We start from the raw sequence: 19,122 nt of genomic DNA on the forward strand, positions 1-19,122 counted from the left end.
GAACCTTTTCTTATCTAAAAATGATAAAAATCATTTCATTGACTTAGTGACTTAGATGTAGGATGTAAAAATCAATAAAATTTACGAAAGGCTGTTTTACGCATTAATTATTGCTTTTCGTAATAAGAGTTGTACACAAATATAACTACCGTTAAGGGCATATTCTCTTCTCTAAATGATAAAAGTCATGTCGTACACATCAGTTTCTCAAATGTAAGTTGAAAAAATAAACTAAGCTTATGAGAAGATCCTTACGAAAAGAGCTAAAAAAAGAGGGGGAGATATGATGGATAAACTTAAAGAACTTAGGAAACTACTTCTAGAACTAAATGTAGATGGACTTCTTATCACTAGTGCTCAAAATAGGCGGTATATAACAGGCTTTACTGGTTCTGCAGGAGTTGTACTTATTTCAGCAAATGAAGCTAAGTTACATGTGGATTTTCGTTATGTAGAGCAAGCGACCAAACAGGCAATTGGGTTTGACATTGTTAAACACAAAAGCAACACGATAAATGAGATCGCCAATAGTGTGTCTGTGCAGTCGGAGCTTATCGGTATCAAGAAGCTAGGTTTCGAACAAGAGCATCTATCATTTGGTGCATTTAAAATATATGAAGAAACTCTTTCCTCTCAGCTAGTTCCAACATCAGGGATTATTGAAAAGTTAAGGATGATAAAAACAGATGAAGAAATTGATACGATTAAAACAGCAGCAAAAATTGCTGATGGGGCATTTAATCATATACTAGAATTTATACGCCCAGGTATTAGCGAGAAAGAGATAGCTAATGAATTAGAATTATTTATGAGAGAGCAAGGGGCAGACTCGTCATCATTTGATACGATAGTAGCATCGGGCTATCGGTCTGTATTTCCACACGGTGTTGCTACTCCAAAGATTATTGAGTATGGAGAGATGGTAACGCTAGATTTTGGTGCTCTTTATAAGGGATACCGATCAGATATTACTCGTACGATTGCTATAGGTGAGGCTGATGAACAATTAAAAGAAATTTATTATGTTGTTAAAGAGGCACTATCGTTAGGTGTGAAAGGAATGAAACCAGGTTTATCATGTAAAGCCGGTGATAAAATTGTTAGAGATTACATTACTGAAAGAGGTTATGGAGAATATTTTGGTCATGGGACTGGTCATGGCCTTGGTCTAGATTTACATGAACTTCCTTTTTTATCAGCTGTAGCTGACCATGTCTTACAGCCAAACATGGTTATAACAGTAGAACCTGGAATTTATATCCCTCATCTTGGCGGTGTAAGGATTGAAGATGACATTGTCATAACAGATAATGGTAGTGAGCGATTAACACATTCAACAAGAGAGCTGGTTTTCATATGATAGGAAAAAGGTTAACAAAAAAAATACCGTATAGAGAGAATTGTCTCTTCTATACGGTACAAATTTATCATTTAATCTTCGATTCTATTAAGGAAAGGCTTTAGTGAAACTTTGTTGCTAAAATTAGCAAAGCAAGCTGGTGTTATATACGACTGTCATCGTCTTATGATAGAAAAGAGGTGACACGTATAGCAGTTGTATAGATTGTTTTTTCATTGTTCGAAGCAGATTTGTCGTTGTGAGATATTTCTAAAAAGCTGATTTTAGCCTTTAGACTTATACAATTTGCTTTTCAACTACCTTAACTGTTATTTTTTCTGCTCTTATATCTGTGTGGAACTCTGTAACATCTTGGTTTTCGAGCAGTAAATCAGCGATTTGATCCTCAAGCTGTTCTTGGATGACTCTACGAAGTGGTCTAGCTCCAAATTGAGGGTGATAGCCTAATTCAGCAATTTTTTCAATCGCTTCTGATGAAACAGTTAATATTAAGTTTTGATCTTTTAATGTTTGTTCTAGTTCTGAAATTAATAGCTCTACTATTTTCTGTAACTGTGCTTTTTCCAATTGATTGAATTCGATAATGCTATCAAATCTGTTCAAAAATTCTGGTTTAAAGAATGAACCTAACGTATTTAGAATATTACTTTCTTTAATAGCATCGGTTCCGCTATGTTCAAAGCCTACTGTAATTGTTTTATGTGATGTTCCAGCATTACTGGTCATTATAATTACTGTATCTTTGAAGCTAACTGTTCTACCTTGGCTATCAGTAAGACGGCCATCTTCTAAAATTTGAAGAAACATATGTTGCACATCAGGGTGTGCTTTTTCAATTTCATCTAATAAAATGATACTATAAGGATTTCTGCGGACTTTTTCTGTTAATTGACCTGCATCTTCGTGCCCAACATATCCAGGAGGTGAACCTATTAATTTTGATACCGAATGTTTCTCCATAAATTCACTCATATCAAAACGAATCATCATATCCTTAGAGCCAAATAATTCTTCTGCTAAAGTTTTTGTTAGTTCCGTTTTTCCGACACCTGTTGGACCTACAAATAGAAATGATCCAATTGGACGATGTTTTGCTTTTAAGCCAGCTCTGCTTCGACGAATAGCTTTTGCAACCTTCTTAACAGCTTCCTCTTGTCCTATTACTTTTGATGATAAGTTTTTCTCCAAGTTTTTCATTCTATTATGTTCATCTTGTTGTAACTTCCCAACAGGGATACCTGTTTTTTCTTCAATAATTTTTTGAATAACTTCCGTATTTACCAATGCTTTCTCTATATTATTTTGATCTTTTAATTGTTTTTCTAGCTTGATTTCTTCGTGTCGTAAATTTGCAGCTTCTTCGTAATTTTCTTGATTTGCTGCAACCTCCTTTTCTTTTGTTATTTGAGATAGGCGATCTTGTATAGCTTGTTCATCGGTGTGACCAAACTCTAAATTAATTTTCGATCCAGCCTCGTCAAGTAGATCAATAGCTTTATCAGGTAAGAAGCGATCTTGGATGTAACGGTGTGATAAAGTGACACATTGTGTGATTGCTTCGTCAGTATATTTTACATGATGGTAGTTTTCATATTTTTCTTTAATACCATGTAATATTTGTTCCGCTTCATCAGTTGTTGGTTCTGCTACAGTAACCGGTTGAAAGCGTCGTTCCAAAGCAGCATCCTTCTCAATTTTGCGATATTCATTAAGCGTTGTTGCTCCAACCACTTGCAACTCGCCCCGAGCAAGTGCTGGTTTTAGGATGTTACCTGCGTCCATAGAGCCTTCGGCTGAACCAGCTCCAACTAATAAATGGATTTCATCAATGAAAAGAATAATATTTTTTCTTCTTTGAAGCTCTCCAATGATTCTTTTTATACGGTCTTCGAATTGACCACGCACACCAGTATTTGCTACTAAAGATGCAACATCAAGTAAATATACCTCTTTATTTAACAGTTTAGTCGGGACATTATTGTCAGCTATTTTTAACGCTAAACCTTCTGCTATTGCTGTCTTACCAACACCCGGTTCACCTATGAGTACGGGGTTATTTTTGTTGCGTCGATTTAGAATTTCAATTACTCTATTTATTTCTTTGTCTCTACCGATAACAGGGTCAATTAAGCCTGCTTTGGCAGCATGTGTGATGTTGCGTCCAAATTGATCTAATAATCCTCCTCTGCCTCCATGTTGAGTTTGTTTGCTATGTTCTTTGGACTCGGATGATGATTGAGAACCTTGAAACATGTGCTCAAAAGGAAATTGCGAAAACCCTTGGAAGCCAGAGGGTGTATTTAATTTATTACGTTCATTGATAAAGCATTCTTGGCATAAAGGTAATTGTTCCTGGTTACCGTTTATGTTCAGTTTAACTACAATAGCAGCTTCTTTATTTTTACAAACTTGACATTCCATAACATAAAACCTCCATATTTAAAATTTATTGTTATTAATAAACTCTGATATCAGTTGAAATACAATTTAGTTTAGACTTTGACTAACTTTGACTTTTAATATGAAAAATAGACCGATTGAATCGGTGGGTGTTTGACTAACTTTGACTTTATTATACTCTGACCTTTTTTGACATTCAACTATTTTGTCTTGATTTCTAATAATTTACTTAAGGGTCATAAATGTTATTGGAATGTCGTACTAGAAAACATGGTGAACTTCTTCCATTAGCATGAACAATGGTAAAATTGATTGTTTATATAAAGGCTCTTCTCGTAACCTTTGTTGCTTTTTTTACTAAGAATGGACAGTATGATAAGTTTTACAACTCCATTAATTTAAGAGTAGAAAAGATCACGAGCAATTGGTATTCCCGTGTCTATACCTAATTAAAAAAAACAACAATCGATGCGAAACGAATATGAAGATTCTAGCTGAAAAAATGGAAGTGTAAAGGCTATTTAAGAAGTGATAGTCATGCATTAAATGTGGATTATGGAGAGAAGTAGGAATAATTTAGGTGATTATCATCATACTAACATCAAAGGAATAAATATGTAATTATTTAATTCAAGCTCATTTATTCTTTTCAGTTTTAGTACTTCAAAAGAAAAGGTTCTTTTCGAAAACTCTGTTGCTTTTTTAACTTACATTAGGGCAACTGTTGTGTAGTATATGATTTTGGCAGTCTTTAAAGAAAAAAGTCGCCTATCGTGTTTAGTTCCAATTGGGGAGAGCAACAATGAAAGTTAAAAAACGGCCAACAAAATCAATAAGCAAATGAGGCACATGATGAAAGAGGGACTCAGTACATTTCAGGTTGCAATAATGGTCTTTATGATACAAACAGGCATTGATCAATTAAGCTTACCACGTTATACCGCAGAAGCGTTTGGGACAAATGGGTGGATTGGAATCTTAATATTTTCTGTGCTTGTCATTTTGAATTTAATACTTATAGCGTTAGTATTTCGTTTTGGAAAAGATAAAACCATATTTGAAATATTAGAAGACGTAATATCACCAATTCTTGTAAAGCCACTATATGTTTTTTTAGCTTTGTTGTGGAGTACAACTGGGGTCTTAGTTTTAAAGTATTATGACTTATTGTTACGTACTTTATATTATCCAACTATGCCTTCACTTTTATTTATTATCTTTACTTTAGTGATTACATATTGGCTAGTTAGAAGTGGAATATACCATATCGGGAAAACAACTGTTGTATTTTTTGGGCTTACTATATGGATTGTGTTGTTGTTTTTCTATTTAACACCTGAATTTAGGATTTTAAGATTTACACCCTTTATTTTTGAAGGGGAGAAAAAGATTATTGATGGCGGTTTTGGTGTGTTAGATGCTTTTTTAGGTTATGAGCTAGTTATTTTAATCATCCCATTTATGATGAAAAAGAAATCAGCTTTTAAAGCATTGATGTTCGGGAATATCATTACAACATTCATTTTTCTTGTAAATAGCTTTGTTGCTTACGGTTATTTCAGTTATGACCAATTGGTAAATGACACGTATCCATTCATTACTATGATTGAATATTTTCAATTGCCTTTTTTTCAACGCTTAGATGGATTTATTGTTAGCTTATATTTCCTAAGAGTATTGATAACTATCGTTGTTTATTACTGGTCTGCAGATTTAGTACTTAGACATGCTGTGCCATCAATTAAGCCTCGTTATACGCTCTTGTTTTTAATAATTTTAACTTTTTGTTTGTCCTTCATACCAAATCTCTCAAGAGAGTTAGATGAATGGGATATTTGGTTAGGATTAATAGAAGGGGTGGTATCGATTGCTCTGCCTGTCTTTTTATTATTGTTACTTAGTATTTCTCACGTAATAAAGAAAAGAAAAGGTGTGTCATAAAACACATGTTCAATGATCAATAGAAAAAACGAGCAGCTATTTAATTTCATAGCGCTCGTTTTCATACCGTCAACTAGATTAATTTCAAACCGTTTTCGATGAGTTGAGATAATGCCTTTTCTTCACTTTTTAAGCGGTTTAAGTCATTATGAAGTTTTTCTTGACCTTCAGGATTCAGATCATTTTCAGCTAGAAGCTCTAAAATTTCTAAGCGTAATAACCAATCATTAGGGAAGTCTTTATCTAGTTGATTTATCACTTCTAGTAAAGCTTCAGATGAATTTGAATGAAGACTAATATCTTCTCTTATTTCACGTACTTTTGTATATAAATGATCTAATGGGCTTAAGGAGTTAGTTACGTTAGAATTAACCTCTTCGTCCTCTACTATGCTTTCTGATGAAAAATAAGCTTCAGGATCTGCTGCACCAGCATAAACAGATGTAACGTGTGACCCAACAGCCATATCATACATACCCCAATCTGGTTGGAAAAGTGTTTGATCGCCATATGTGACTGAAGCTTCTTTGAAACGAATGAGAATTACTTTACTGTTCTTTCTTATCACTTCATGAACAATTCCAGCAACGATGACACCGCTTTCAAACTGTAGTGTTGCTTTGTCATCAATAATAATTCCATGCTGCTCTAATTCAACATCAGTTAGGTCTTCTAAAGGTTTATCTTCTCCTTTTAGCTTTCCAATTGGTGATCCGAAGCCATCAGCATGAACATCTTTCCCATGATTAGCAAGTTGTTTGTCATCAAATGATAAGATGGATTCGCCTGACGTATTTAAATAAACTGCTTCTTGTTTTTCATCCTTTATTAGTTTTGAAACAGTCCCAGTCAACTGTAAGCCTGAACTATACTCAACTGTTGCAGTTGCACCAGATTGCACAGCTTTTTCTAGACTCTCTGTGCCACCGACATAAAATGCCATCCGCTTTGAATATTCTTTGACAGCATCAATTAATTGATCAAAATCTTCGCAAACAAAAAGTTGAGGCTGTTTCGTTGTAATATCGAAACCAGTTGAAATAACATGATCTAGATCAAATGGAATTTTTTTAACTTCATCTGTTAAACAACTGCTACTTTCTCCAACAGATGATAATAGGCCTGCACCATATATTTTAGGATCGTTGATGCTTCCTATTAGTCCATATTCTACTGTCCACCAGTAAAGTCGTGATATTTCTTCAGCTTCAGAGATTTGTGTAACAGCTTTCTGTTTTTCTGCAAGAATTCTTTCAGCTTCAGCAATCTCTTCTTCAGTTGTGCTTCCTTTTTCTAATAAATTAGATAATGTACGAACAGCTTCAAAAACATCATGTTCTTCCTTTGTTGCGATAGCTTTTCGCCCAATTTCACCAAATGTTTTGACGTATTCAGCATATTTTTTATCACAAAGAATTGGTGCATGCCCTGCAGCTTCATGAATAATATCAGGAGCAGGTGTATATTCGATGTTTTCTAATTTCCGAATATCAGTTCCGATCGGGAGTAACCCATGAGCTTGGAAGTCAAAGAAAATTACTCCTGGAATATATCCATCTATTGCAACCGCACCCCAATTAAATGGCTGAAGGCTATTATGCATTTCTTCCACTCTAGGTATACGTTCAATGTTCATGCCTGAGGCTGTAACACCATTTGTATAAGCTTCGTGAGCGACATCTTTAAAGAAATTTACATTTTGTCTCATCACATAACGCCAAACAGCGTGGTTAATAGGAGTGTACGCATCGTACTGCTGTTCAATAACATACTCTCTTAAATGAGCTGGAATCTCGCTTTTTTTTACTATATTCATTGTTATTTCCTCCCTTACAAATAAAAAGTTGAGATAAGTTATTTGTGTCAAAATGGTGACGGTTAATATTATATCACACAAACGCTTTTAAGCTGTTGTGTGATAAAGAAATTTTAAATTTCTTTACTTATTAAATAATGTATGCACGAAAACATAAGATAAATGCTTCGTTTTAGGCTATAAATACTAGAACCTACTTAATTAATTTAATATTATATATGTGTTAGAATTCGTGTTATTTAATGATTAATATAATATTTCAATATTTAATAAAGAAATCCTGTCTTGTATTCTAATATTTTTGAATAATTAAAAATTATATAGATTCTTTTTGAATTTTGTGTGTTTTTTTGATTATACTAATTTTACCAAAGGATATATGGTATGATATGAAGAGATTCATTTATTAATTTAGCTGCTTTGTTAGTTACAAAAACGTAGGGGAATAGGTATGTTGGATACGACACATTTGGCAAAGGATAAAAAAATCATATTTGCATGGTTGTTATTTGGCATTTATTTTTTGATGCTCATTTACATGATGTTCTTTGGATTTTCTAGAAGTAGTTTTGAAGAATCTTCGTACAACCTTATTCCATTTAAAACAATAGGTAATTATGTGAACAATATTGGACACTATAGTGCACGTGTAATAATGATAAACCTAATTGGGAATATCATTGTTTTTATACCTTTCGGATTATTTTTGTCTTTATTGATCCCTAAGCTGCGAAAAAGCAGTTTATTAATTTTAGTATTCATATGGTTGATTAGCAGTCTCGAATTACTTCAATTTGTTTTTAGCTTAGGTAGTTTTGATATTGATGACATTTTGTTAAATACAGTAGGTGCTTGGCTTGGATTAAAGGTGCTTCTAACAGTTAGAATGGCATTGGAAAATTAAAGATAATAATGGAAGGAGCTTATTTCATTATGGTATCTATTACTCAATTCGCCCCCTACAGCTTAATAGAAAAAAAGGATTACTTAGCACATTTAGTTCGCGATCATGGCTTTAATTTCGAATTCAAAGAGGAGAGCAGTAAAGGTAGTAGCTCTTTAATTGATGATATAAACCATCATAAGTTGCAAACATTAACACGTGAAGAGCTTGTTGCATTACAATGGAATGAAGGGTTAATTGAAGCTGTTATCCAAAATGTCATGAGCCTAGTTTCTAAATATATTTATGTCGAAAACCTTGAAATAACAGTAGTCCCAGCCCTTGCAAAACCTCATCATATACCTCAGTCACTTTGTATTTTTGCCTATATAAACCATCATGGTAATATACTCATTTTCGTTCCACCAAACCCAGATCTCGATTACTTAAAATACGTTTTAGCACACCAGGCTTTTTACTCTTCTCCACAAAGCCCAGTTAATCAATTGAACGGCATTTTTACTTTAGCTGATTGGTTTAAACTGGAGGGGGCAGCCCAGTATTTTAGTCTATCCTTCTTTGAAGATAAGCGTTGGTGGGCTGACTACACAATAGATGAAGGGAGATACTGGGCTAGTGTGAAAGGGTTGTTACAGTCAACAGATGTACAATTAAATAGGAAATTTTATTTTGGATTTTATGACGATGATATACCTACATATACTGGACAGGCATTTGCTTATAATATTGTTATGTCTTATGTAAAGAGGTACCCTATTAACTCTTTTACAGAGTTATTCAATATTGATGTACAACATCTATTTAAAAATTGTGAGGACCGTCTTTCACCATGCAATGTATAATTGTAAGCTAACTTAAATAGTGTAGGCTCTTTTCGTAAACTTTGCTGTTTATTTATCAATAAATTGATAGTGTGAATGAGAAAACAGCTTAACGAAAAATAACGAATGGCAGATCTTAGAGAGGTCTGCCATTCGTTATTGTAACACTATAAATCAGCGTGGATCAGTCCTCAGCTAGTTGCTCACGTCATCCTGATTAAATTTACCTATGTTTCGTATTTTTACATCTGATTTAATTGTGACGTCAATTTCTGGGTATACTTTATCCCAATCAAGGCTTTTCCACTCTTCATATGTAAGACTATTTCTTATTTTTTGGCCTAAGCCTATCACGTCAACATTATTCTTTTGTAGAAACTTCATTACAGCCATAGTTTCTTTATCAACGAGCTCTTTTATTATTTTTTCTAGTTTCTTTTGTTCTTTAGGTTCTTCAATATTCAAGTCACCGGTATACTCTTCTAAAGAACCTGTAACATGGATATCAATTTCTACTGAAAAGTGATCATCTTCTTTTTTGGTAATATGTATTTTATGTTTGTTACGAACATATGAAAGGTGAATATGATCTGCAATATCTCCCTTCATTAAATCGATATCAAGTAATCCTTTACGAAAGTTTTCTCTTAAAAAAAATAAGTAGACAGCTTGTTTTCTTGAGATCGTCGTAATAAGTTTATCTTCATTAAACAAGGCAAAGCTGTCAAACTCAATATTATTTGAAGTTGCTGTAAATACTGGTAAAAAGGGGTCAATGCCATCATCAAAATAAGATCTAGAAAATTGATATAAATTAACAGATGGAAAAACAAATGTCTTTTCGAACTTATTTAACATTGTATCTAAATATAAACCTAAGTTAGGTTCTTTTTCTAATTTCTTTGTAATGATTTGATCTGCTTTTCCTTTTGTCACAGCTAGCTTTACTCTAGAGCCAATGCTAGGATCTCGTAATGCTGTATGAATAATCGGTAAGATACCTTCTTTTGCGAGTTCTTCCCCAAATAACATAATCTCAAGCTGACCATTTACGATCTCAAAGCTTGATTGCGCCATCGTATCAATCTCAATATCTTTCGTTGAATTCCCAGATGCTTGCAGTGTTTCAAAAACGTTACCAGTTTCTGTAGCGCGAGGATATAAGGCTGTAACATCAAGATAAGCATCCTCCTCTTCAGAAAGGTCATAACCTATTGCATTGATCATAGCTAAGTCATCAATTCCATAACTAGTATAACAGCCACTTAATAGGACAATGCATATTGTTACAAAGAATATGTTACGCATTTGTTTTCCTCCTCATATGTGTGATGCTTATAAGTACTATAAGGATAATTGGTAATAAAATAGCTATTCCGATTTCAATTCGTGCAAGTATTGTTAAGGCTAATTCAACCTCTCTCATCAATGTCAGGTTCAAAGAAATTATAAACGTAACGACTAACAATAATGCAAATGAGCGATTTGGCTTTATTTTTGGCAAAGCGTGCTTTATAGCTTCATTTGCAGACCAATAATACATGACAACAGTAACTAAAACGGATAAAGAAGCTAAATTATATAGAAAGCCTTCAATTCGTTCCACAAAAGGAAATCTAATGTAATCAAGCAATGTCAACGAAGGAAATGATTCATTTTTTAAGTACTCAAAGCTAAAATAACCAAAAGATACAAAGCAAACGAAGAAATAGACCGTTGTTGTAATAACATTTGCATAAAAAAATGATTTAATTGTAGATCTCTTTACAGCTAAATAAGGAAACAATAGCAAGATAATTTCATACCCTAAATAAGCAGTAAACACTCCGCTACCACCTTCAACTAATTTTTTGCTGCCTTCAAAAATAAATGGTGTAAATCGAGACAACCTAAATTCGGAAAGGTGGAAAAATAATAAAAACATAGTCCATATTGATAAAAAAAAGAAAATAACGGTTGCTTTACTAATATGGTAAATGCCACTCGTTACGAGCCAATACGTTAATAATATTGATATAAATACGTATCCTGTAAATGGCATCGTCGGATAATATAACATTCTCAACAACATTTCAAAATCCTTTGCGATAAGAACTGCCAAAGTACCCCATTGCAGAGCTAAAAGGAGGTAAAAAGGCCGCAGCAATGAAATAGGTAAAGCATCCTCAAATATGTTAAATATCGACCTTCCTTTACCGAAATGAAACACGAGACTAATGAGCACTATATTTAACATGACGATTATGGAGATTAGTAAAACTCCAATCCACCCGTTAGTTCCAAAAGCATCAGCTGCTACACGAGGTAAGCTGAATAAAATAATCCCTGATTGAACCATATGGATAAGTATAGCAGTTGGAAAAGGTTGGAGTTTTTCTTGCATTCATAAGTCCCCTTTTCTTACAAAATCTTATTTAAGCTACTCTCAACTAGCTTTTTGTCGTTATTTTAATTTTTTTCTTGTATCATTTGTAGGGCTACTTATGTTAGGACGGGTATTAAAAATACTAAGAGGCCCTCTAATGATCGTATCTTTCCAACCACTAAGATTTGTTGGTGATATAGGCCAAAAATATGGCGCTTTTAAGTTAGTTAATCCAGTGAGGTGAATAACTAAACAAGCTATGCCAAATACAATGCCTAAGTTACCTAACAAACCAGCTAATAAAATAAATCCAAACCGAATAATCCTAATAGAATTACTCATGACATAACTAGGTATGACAAAAGAAGAGATGGCAGAAATTGAAACAGCTATAATTAAAATATTACTCGTAATACCAGCGTCTACTGATGCTGACCCAATGACAATTCCTCCAACAATACCGATTGTTTGACCAATCTTCGTTGGTAGACGTGCTCCAGCCTCTCTTAACAACTCAATGGTAAATTCCATCAACAATGCTTCCATTATTGGTGGAAAGGGCACATTACTTCTTGATGTAATTAAGCTAATTAATAGTAAGTCGGGTACCATTTCATAATGATATGTAGTTATTGACACATACAGAGCTGTAAAAGAAACAGTTACAAATAAAGCAAAAAGGCGTAACAACCTTGTGGCAGATCCCACGAGCCACCGCTGGTTATAATCATCTGTTGACTGAAAGAAATCAAAAAAGCTCGTTGGAGCACTGAACGCATAAGGACTGTTCTCCATCATGCCGACAACTTTTCCTTCAGTTAGTTTAGACGAAATGACATCGGGACGTTCTGTCGTATGAAATTGTGGAAAAGGTGAGTTTGGAGATTCATCGATTAATTGAACAAGCATGTTAACATCATAAATTGCATCAATCTCTATGTTTTCGATCCTTGTCTTAGCATCTTGAACAATTTGTTGATCAGCAATGCCATCAATATATAATAAATACACGTTACTTTTTCCTATTTCACCTACCGACAATTTTAGTACTTTTAAATGAGAGCTTTTCACTCTACGCCTAATGAGAGATAGATTTGTATCTATTAGTTCATTTAATGCATCATGTGGACCTGTTATAATTGTCTCAGATTCAGCTGTTTGTATCGCGCGTGTTTCTAACTTTGTAGCTTCGAATATATACGTATTATTTTCGTGAAAAATAGCAGCATTACCATCTAAGATCGCTTTTACTACTTCTTTATTATCGTGGCTAGGCTGAAATTGGCTTTGCTGTAGAAACGAGTGTACTTCTTCACGGTCAAGACCTTCCATTTTATCAATAACATCACTGTTTAGTGTTTGTTTGTCAACCATATACTCGAAATAGATTAGCCTTACATCGACTCGTTGACAATATTTCTTAGATATGTCAGTACAATCTGTAAATTGCTGCTCAATATGTGAATAGGTAGGTTCAGGGTTACTATCATGCTTTTCTAATTCATTGTCGGATGTCTTCTTTTTAGCTGTATCATTTTTCATCCGCTTTTTAAAAAATGTAAACACTTTATCACCCCGAATTTATAGTAATTTCTAACTATGTGAATAGATTAGTCTTAATAAATGATTTGTCCTTAGTATGGACTTCTATAGATACTCTATTCCAAGATAGGATATACCAATATGTCATTTTAGAATCTTGACTAGAAGATTGGGATTAATTAAACATTTTGTTTATGACGTAAATGAGATATTCCTAATGTTAATAAGAGTAGTGTAGGAAGTAATACTGCAATGATTGCTTCAGCAAAACCGAGACCGAGTAACCATTTATCAACTTCAAGAGAGCCCTTAACAAATAGTGATAAACAAAATGAGACAATTATTAAACTTAAAATCGATTTTCTAGGGGAAATCTTTGGAATTGCTTGTCTAAGAACTTGATCAGCACCCCAATAAAAAAACACAACAGTGATAATCACTTCTAATATAAAAAAGTGAAAAACAAAGCCTTCAACCCTTTCTATGAATGGAAACTCCAAATATTCAAGCATAGTTAGGATTGGGAATTTTTCATTTAACAATTGACGATAGCTAAATAAGCCAAAAGCAACAAAACATGTACTAAGATAGACAAAAGTGACTATGGCATGTCCGAGTAATACTGATTTTACAGCTGTTTTTGGTTTCAGCATATAAGGTATAAAAAGAAGGGTTAGCTCATACCCTAAAAAAGCCGATACAACTTGTATCCCACCTTTGAATAACTCTTTGTCACCTTTAAAAACAAATGGCGTTAATCTTGTAAATCTAAACTCGGGTAGAAGAAATCCTAATAATAATGTCATTAAGATGACAGCGAAGAAAACAACAGAAGCTTTGGCGATGTGATAAATTCCTCTTCGAACGAGCCAATATGTAAAAAAAAGAGACATTAATACATATATGTATGCTGTACGTGTTGGATAGAAAAATAAATTCAATTGCAATTCGAAATTTTTTGCTATTAATACTCCAAGAGTGCTCCATAGTAACGCTAAAAAAAGATAAAATGGCCGCAATAAAAATTGTGGGAGTCCTTCATCCAAAATCTTAAAAATTGATTTTCCATTGCTATAAAAGAAGACTAAACCAATTGCTAATATGTTCACTGCTACTAGTAGAGATACAATTATTATCCCAATCCATCCATTCGTCCCAAAAGTCTCAGCACTGATACGAGGTAAAGTAATGATGGTAATTCCAATTTGTATCATATAAACAACGATAGTGACTTGATAAGGATGAAGTTTTTCTTGCATGTTGTATCTCCTTATTTTGTTACATGTTTTATGGAGCTTTGATTAGTATTAGCAATTGAGCTTTAACTATTCAAAGAACAAATACGATGTAGGATCGAAACAATATAGGTGTAACGTGTATTTAGGGAAGTAATAGAAATTATATTGAAAGTCTAGAACTATGCTGCTTATTGTTATAGGCACTTTTCGTACACTTTGTTGTTATTTTTCACTTACATTTAAGGAACTAATGTGTTTTAGATAACTTTATAACCTTTGAGAAGTAAATGAAGCTCCGAACGATAGCTATATTTGTGTTTAGCTCTTTTTACGGAAAGCAACAATGTGAAAACTTCCTATTACAAACACCTAAACATAGACTAAGAAAATTTTTGATAGGCATAGGGGGATGTCCATACCGATTATTTACTACATACATATAATAGATAGAAGCGGAAGGATGCTGTAAAATATGTTCAGACAGTTACCCTATATTAAAAAGTATCTATTTGGGTCGGTATTTAGGCTATCTTTTTAGAATGGGTAATAAACATCTAAATAAAATTACAGTAATTGAGTATTAATAAACCTTTTCTAGTATTGCTATTTATCCTTCTCGCAAGATTTAGTTAGAAAGGAGGAATAAATATGCTACACGAAGAACACATCAGTAATTTAACAAATAGATACTATTATCAACCAGTTCGAGTGATGGGAGTTGGCGGCTGGAGTTATGATGGAGTCATTGAAGGTAGGACCGGAACAGGTTTATTTGTTCGTGGTCGTGGTGGAAGAAGGTTCTTTCCTTTTCGGGCTGTCGCAACGATCTTTTTGTTAAGTGCATTATTCCGTCGTCGCCGTTTCTAATTACCACATACTAAAAGGCTGTTTTTCATTGATTGTTGTTTTTCGTTTTAAGAATTAAACACGATGGGCATCTTTTTTTTCTACAACGTTAACTAACAATGTAAAACCACTTTTTGGGTACTATTTTGATAACAATATCAACAAAGTTACGAAAAGAGCCTAATAAAATTAATATTAATGTTAGAGGGGATTAATCCCGCAGTCAAGATAACCTTTTGAATTCAATAAATATTGATTGTGGGGTCCGCCTAACATGTAAAATATTGTTAGAGGATGAATAAATAAGTTGTCCAGTTATTTGTGAATCTTACAAGTAAAAACAATCACTTGTAGCATCGATTTATTAATGCGAAAAACGGGCATGTATAACTGAGTATAGATGTTATCGTATAGGTTGTTTATTAATACTAAGGAATAACGATACATACAGCCTTTGTGGTATTTTTATTCTTATTTTGATGATAGTTGTGAAATATACAAATAAAGTCTTAACAGTGACTTCGTAATAGGGCAAAATATAAAACCTTTTATTAAGTATTATCATTTTATAGCTATAGGTATTTTCTATATAATGGATGTAATAACATTTACATAGGAGAGGGCACATGAATCAAAAAATTAGAGTGTTAGAAATTCGGCTAAATGATCGTTATAAAGACTATCCTGCACTATATCATTATAAAGATATCGATCGAGAACAAATATTTGTCAGACGTGAATGTGAGTATTATGTGAAGGACGGCATCGTATATGAACAAGTATCATCAGCATTAGAAGAGGACCGTTTCGTTTTATATGTGAACAAAATTGGAGATGATACGATCGATCCCAATGCACGTGTGAGAGAAAACTTATGTGTGGAAGTAAGGGAGTATAGGAGGATTGGAGAGCAAAAGCTTCTTAAAATATATGATTGTCGTGATCATATGGACGTTTTAGGATATATAGGTAATTCATTTATATATATAGAAGGAAAAGAGTATAAAAGGTCGTCGGTAGAGGCAGATGAGGATCGGCAAACATATATTTTATACGTAAATGATACTGGTACTGTCCTTGAATGATATATGAGTAGAAATTGAATGGGTACGTAAAATATAAAGAAGAAAAAAGAGCTTGAATATTGTTTCAAGCTCTTTTACGCAACAGATTAGTATAATAGATAAAAGATTAATGTTAAATACGAGAATAACCTAATTTTACTTATTTTGTAATAAAGGATAAAGTCGCAAATTATTATATTCTAAATCCTCTTGAATTAATTATCTACGAACCTAATTCAACAAAACAAATTGACTTTAATTTTCATCATATTGATAATAAGATTTCACAGCAGTTCGGTAAAATGTTTCACCATTCTCAGTCGTTCCAACAATTTCATAGGTGACATTGTAGGTATCAGCTTGGATTATATCAAGAATTTCATTAGAAATATTTCTAGGTTTTTTGTGCTTAGATTTATTTTTCTTCACTTTCTTATCAATCTTTAATTTTTTATCTTTTTTATCTTTATTTTTAGCTTCTTTTTCAAGCTCTCCCCAATTTAAGTTAAGCGCATTTGACCCTTGAAAGTTTGTAATTATAAAGTAGGCATCATCGTTGCTACTATTTAAATCTATTTGCCATTCTCCAGCACCAGGTTGGTCTATAGTAAATGTTTGAATATAAGTGTTTTTAAAGTAATTCTCTCCCTCAGATTGTATATATTGCTTTGATTTTTTTGTATATTCTTTTCCTTTCGGAGATATAAGTTTTACATTCACATCTTTGCTTGCTGTTAATATTTGAAATACAACTCTATTATTATCGGATTCTACTGGGATAAGTTCTTCTACTAGTTGATTAGTAGATAAACTACCGCCACGTAGTAATTGTTCAGGTACATATTGTGAGTCAGATGAAGCAGCTGTGAACCAATTTGCCGATGTGAAAGTAGATGTATCATTTAACAAAGATGCGATTCTATCAAAGGAACTGTTGCCCATCCGAATATTATCGTGATCTATGTCGTCTCCTCCACTAAAAAAGTGAGTGCCATACGGAAGCTTAGAACTCCATACAGGAACAAGACCGTCGTTATCACCGCCTATATACGCACCACCAAACCAAAGAGCAGAAAAGAAAGGCCCCCATCCAGTGCCTGAAGCAGTATAATAGTTATTTTTGTATGCGCTTTCATTTTCGTCGGTAATTAGACGGAATTTCTCCATTTCCCCTGTTTGCATTACATATGTTCCTTCATCGGTTCTGCCAATCAAGTCTGCTAACCAATTTGCCCAAGAACTATATGCCAAATCAGCTAAAGGAGAACCATAGTGTGGAGAAGATAATGTTATGACATCGTTTACGTATGGCCATGCTCCAAAATGGACGAGCGCTGTTTGTGAATCGACCCCTCCTTTACTATGAGCGATAATAGTAACTTGCTCTCCAAAATAGTTGTAAATTTCCTCTAACATCGATGCTAGCATTTGACCATTATGCCACATATCCGCAGCATCTCCACCAGTTGCATCCTCAAGTTGTACAAAAGCTGTTCGATAGCCATTTGCATATGCATAATTGTACATATCGTTTTCACCGTAATAAACTGTTTCTTCCCACCAATCCTTAGCGTTCCCGTGTAAACCTTGGACGAATACGAGAGGAGATTTGTTCATATTCACATTGTCAGGTAATGCCCCTAAGTACCAAGTTCCAGGTGTGTTAGTTACATTAATTGGTTTTGGAATTGCATCTGTTACAATTGCACCTTTTACAATACTTGATGGTAATACTAGCATCGCAGTTAATAGCGCGATTAATAGATAAGTACGGATTTTCATTTTTCCAACTCCTTTTATTCATATTTACTACTATATAGTAAATGCATATAGCTAATTGTAATATTACAAATATTCAGTATAATTATCAAGATTGATAATATTTTCACAAGTATTGTAAGTTATGGGCTAAGTAAAAAGTCTTATTTTGTATTAGCATTTGCTCTCCTAAAGGTTCACATAAGTAAGGTTCTTTTCGAAAACTATGTTGCTTTTTTCCCTAGCATTTGAGAGACTGAATGATTTTATATGACTTTCATAGTCTATAGAGAAGAAAGATGCCTCGAGCATTAGATGTATTTGTATTTAGCTATTATTACGATAATCAACAATTAATTGGCTAACAGTCTTTTGTTAAGAAAAATCACAAGCTTGTACAATCAGAAAAAAGGAATTTTGTTGTTATTAAATAAAAACAGCTATGCAATGGTTTTATCGATTTCAACTGTATTAAAGTAGTAAAGATCCCTTAAATCAAATTAAAATTTGTCATTGTTTCTAAGTACGAAACCCACAAGCTATATGAAAAATATTAAAGATCATCATAAATTGGGTGTTTTCATCATGTGCATTCGTACAGTCAGTTTGTTTTTATACACATAAACTGAACATATAACTAGAAAGGAGGAATGGTAATATGTATGGTTATGGTGGTTATGGATATGGTGGACATGGACCTTTTGGTGGATTTGCGTTTATTGTAGTATTATTCATACTGTTGATCATTGTACTTGGAGTTGTGGTACGTCCTTATTAGAGTATACAAGTTAACAGCATCTCTCATTAATGAAATTAGATGTTCAATAGCGTAAAACTTGTATAATGAATGCTTTGGATCTATAAATAGGTTGATCGCCTATATGGCTTTTAAGGTAGTACTCTTATAAAAAGAAGAGTACTCCTTTATTTTATTTTGAGGAATGAAATAGTTTTTAGCTGAAAATAAATACTATTACTGATCTTAAGCAAGTAAAGTTCATGAAGATTTATCGTGAGTATAATTAAATACTTCATTATTAATAGTGACTACGTTATAATCGTTTATT

14 protein-coding genes are annotated in these 19,122 nt (G+C 33.3%); 7 read left to right on the top strand and 7 right to left on the bottom strand.

Features of this window, described 5'->3' with window-relative positions:
• Nucleotides 1–286 precede the first annotated feature (286 nt).
• Complete coding sequence (locus tag JM172_RS09920) at nt 287–1,360, top strand: M24 family metallopeptidase (RefSeq protein WP_214482130.1); 1,074 nt, start codon at nt 287–289, stop codon at nt 1,358–1,360.
• A gap of 276 nt (nt 1,361–1,636) precedes the next feature.
• Here the strand turns inward: JM172_RS09920 and JM172_RS09925 are convergent, their stop codons facing one another.
• Nucleotides 1,637–3,781, bottom strand: a complete 2,145-nt coding sequence (locus tag JM172_RS09925) for an ATP-dependent Clp protease ATP-binding subunit (protein WP_214482131.1) — start codon at nt 3,779–3,781, stop codon at nt 1,637–1,639.
• Between the two features lie 831 nt (nt 3,782–4,612).
• Here JM172_RS09925 and JM172_RS09930 point away from each other — a divergent pair.
• Complete coding sequence (locus JM172_RS09930) at nt 4,613–5,701, top strand: GerAB/ArcD/ProY family transporter (protein ID WP_214482132.1); 1,089 nt, start codon at nt 4,613–4,615, stop codon at nt 5,699–5,701.
• A gap of 73 nt (nt 5,702–5,774) precedes the next feature.
• Here the strand turns inward: JM172_RS09930 and JM172_RS09935 are convergent, their stop codons facing one another.
• Nucleotides 5,775–7,511 (bottom strand): aromatic amino acid hydroxylase, encoded by a 1,737-nt coding sequence (locus tag JM172_RS09935; RefSeq protein ID WP_214482202.1) that lies wholly within the window; start codon nt 7,509–7,511, stop codon nt 5,775–5,777.
• Between the two features lie 457 nt (nt 7,512–7,968).
• Here JM172_RS09935 and JM172_RS09940 point away from each other — a divergent pair, with 457 nt between their 5' ends.
• Together JM172_RS09940 and JM172_RS09945 are read left to right on the top strand one after the other, a co-directional pair.
• Nucleotides 7,969–8,421 carry a VanZ family protein gene (locus JM172_RS09940; protein WP_214482133.1) on the top strand — a complete coding sequence of 151 codons (453 nt, stop codon included), beginning with the start codon at nt 7,969–7,971 and terminating at the stop codon, nt 8,419–8,421.
• A 29-nt stretch (nt 8,422–8,450) separates the two neighbouring features.
• Nucleotides 8,451–9,263: a DUF2268 domain-containing putative Zn-dependent protease gene (locus JM172_RS09945; protein ID WP_214482134.1), complete on the top strand. Its 813-nt coding sequence runs from the start codon at nt 8,451–8,453 to the stop codon at nt 9,261–9,263.
• Nucleotides 9,264–9,437: 174 nt separating this feature from the next.
• Here the strand turns inward: JM172_RS09945 and JM172_RS09950 are convergent, their stop codons facing one another.
• From JM172_RS09950 to JM172_RS09965, 4 genes are all read right to left on the bottom strand, one after another.
• A complete protein-coding gene (locus JM172_RS09950; protein WP_214482135.1) occupies nt 9,438–10,550 on the bottom strand; it encodes a Ger(x)C family spore germination protein in 1,113 nt (370 codons plus the stop codon).
• Complete coding sequence (locus tag JM172_RS09955) at nt 10,543–11,625, bottom strand: GerAB/ArcD/ProY family transporter (RefSeq protein ID WP_214482136.1); 1,083 nt, start codon at nt 11,623–11,625, stop codon at nt 10,543–10,545. Before JM172_RS09955 ends, JM172_RS09950 begins: the two co-directional genes overlap by 8 nt.
• A gap of 60 nt (nt 11,626–11,685) precedes the next feature.
• Entirely contained in the window at nt 11,686–13,149 is a 1,464-nt protein-coding gene (locus JM172_RS09960; protein WP_214482137.1) for a spore germination protein, read from the bottom strand.
• Between the two features lie 179 nt (nt 13,150–13,328).
• Nucleotides 13,329–14,408: a GerAB/ArcD/ProY family transporter gene (locus tag JM172_RS09965; RefSeq protein ID WP_214482138.1), complete on the bottom strand. Its 1,080-nt coding sequence runs from the start codon at nt 14,406–14,408 to the stop codon at nt 13,329–13,331.
• A gap of 627 nt (nt 14,409–15,035) precedes the next feature.
• On the opposite strand from JM172_RS09965, the gene JM172_RS09970 reads away from it, so the two are divergent.
• Nucleotides 15,036–15,254: a hypothetical protein gene (locus tag JM172_RS09970; protein WP_214482139.1), complete on the top strand. Its 219-nt coding sequence runs from the start codon at nt 15,036–15,038 to the stop codon at nt 15,252–15,254.
• 605 nt (nt 15,255–15,859) lie between these two features.
• Nucleotides 15,860–16,318: a hypothetical protein gene (locus tag JM172_RS09975; RefSeq protein ID WP_214482140.1), complete on the top strand. Its 459-nt coding sequence runs from the start codon at nt 15,860–15,862 to the stop codon at nt 16,316–16,318.
• Between the two features lie 234 nt (nt 16,319–16,552).
• Here JM172_RS09975 and JM172_RS09980 read toward each other — a convergent pair whose 3' ends face one another.
• Complete coding sequence (locus JM172_RS09980; RefSeq protein ID WP_214482141.1) at nt 16,553–18,079, bottom strand: esterase/lipase family protein; 1,527 nt, start codon at nt 18,077–18,079, stop codon at nt 16,553–16,555.
• Nucleotides 18,080–18,713: 634 nt separating this feature from the next.
• Between JM172_RS09980 and JM172_RS09985 the strand changes: the two genes are divergently transcribed.
• Nucleotides 18,714–18,833, top strand: coding sequence for a sporulation protein YjcZ (locus JM172_RS09985; protein WP_214482142.1), 120 nt, complete (start codon nt 18,714–18,716; stop codon nt 18,831–18,833).
• Nucleotides 18,834–19,122: the final 289 nt, after the last annotated feature.

Source organism: Bacillus sp. SM2101 (assembly GCF_018588585.1).
Taxonomy (GTDB): domain Bacteria; phylum Bacillota; class Bacilli; order Bacillales; family SM2101; genus Nanhaiella; species Nanhaiella sioensis.

What these genes read in the sequence shown, in the direction of transcription:
- JM172_RS09920 (WP_214482130.1), top strand. Translation starts at nt 287, where the DNA reads ATGGATAAACTTAAAGAACTTAGGAAACTACTTCTAGAACTAAATGTA.
- JM172_RS09925 (WP_214482131.1), bottom strand. Translation starts at nt 3,781, where the DNA reads ATGGAATGTCAAGTTTGTAAAAATAAAGAAGCTGCTATTGTAGTTAAA.
- JM172_RS09930 (WP_214482132.1), top strand. Translation starts at nt 4,613, where the DNA reads ATGAAAGAGGGACTCAGTACATTTCAGGTTGCAATAATGGTCTTTATG.
- JM172_RS09940 (WP_214482133.1), top strand. Translation starts at nt 7,969, where the DNA reads ATGTTGGATACGACACATTTGGCAAAGGATAAAAAAATCATATTTGCA.
- JM172_RS09945 (WP_214482134.1), top strand. Translation starts at nt 8,451, where the DNA reads ATGGTATCTATTACTCAATTCGCCCCCTACAGCTTAATAGAAAAAAAG.
- JM172_RS09950 (WP_214482135.1), bottom strand. Translation starts at nt 10,550, where the DNA reads ATGCGTAACATATTCTTTGTAACAATATGCATTGTCCTATTAAGTGGC.
- JM172_RS09955 (WP_214482136.1), bottom strand. Translation starts at nt 11,625, where the DNA reads ATGCAAGAAAAACTCCAACCTTTTCCAACTGCTATACTTATCCATATG.
- JM172_RS09960 (WP_214482137.1), bottom strand. Translation starts at nt 13,149, where the DNA reads ATGAAAAATGATACAGCTAAAAAGAAGACATCCGACAATGAATTAGAA.
- JM172_RS09965 (WP_214482138.1), bottom strand. Translation starts at nt 14,408, where the DNA reads ATGCAAGAAAAACTTCATCCTTATCAAGTCACTATCGTTGTTTATATG.
- JM172_RS09970 (WP_214482139.1), top strand. Translation starts at nt 15,036, where the DNA reads ATGCTACACGAAGAACACATCAGTAATTTAACAAATAGATACTATTAT.
- JM172_RS09975 (WP_214482140.1), top strand. Translation starts at nt 15,860, where the DNA reads ATGAATCAAAAAATTAGAGTGTTAGAAATTCGGCTAAATGATCGTTAT.
- JM172_RS09980 (WP_214482141.1), bottom strand. Translation starts at nt 18,079, where the DNA reads ATGAAAATCCGTACTTATCTATTAATCGCGCTATTAACTGCGATGCTA.
- JM172_RS09985 (WP_214482142.1), top strand. Translation starts at nt 18,714, where the DNA reads ATGTATGGTTATGGTGGTTATGGATATGGTGGACATGGACCTTTTGGT.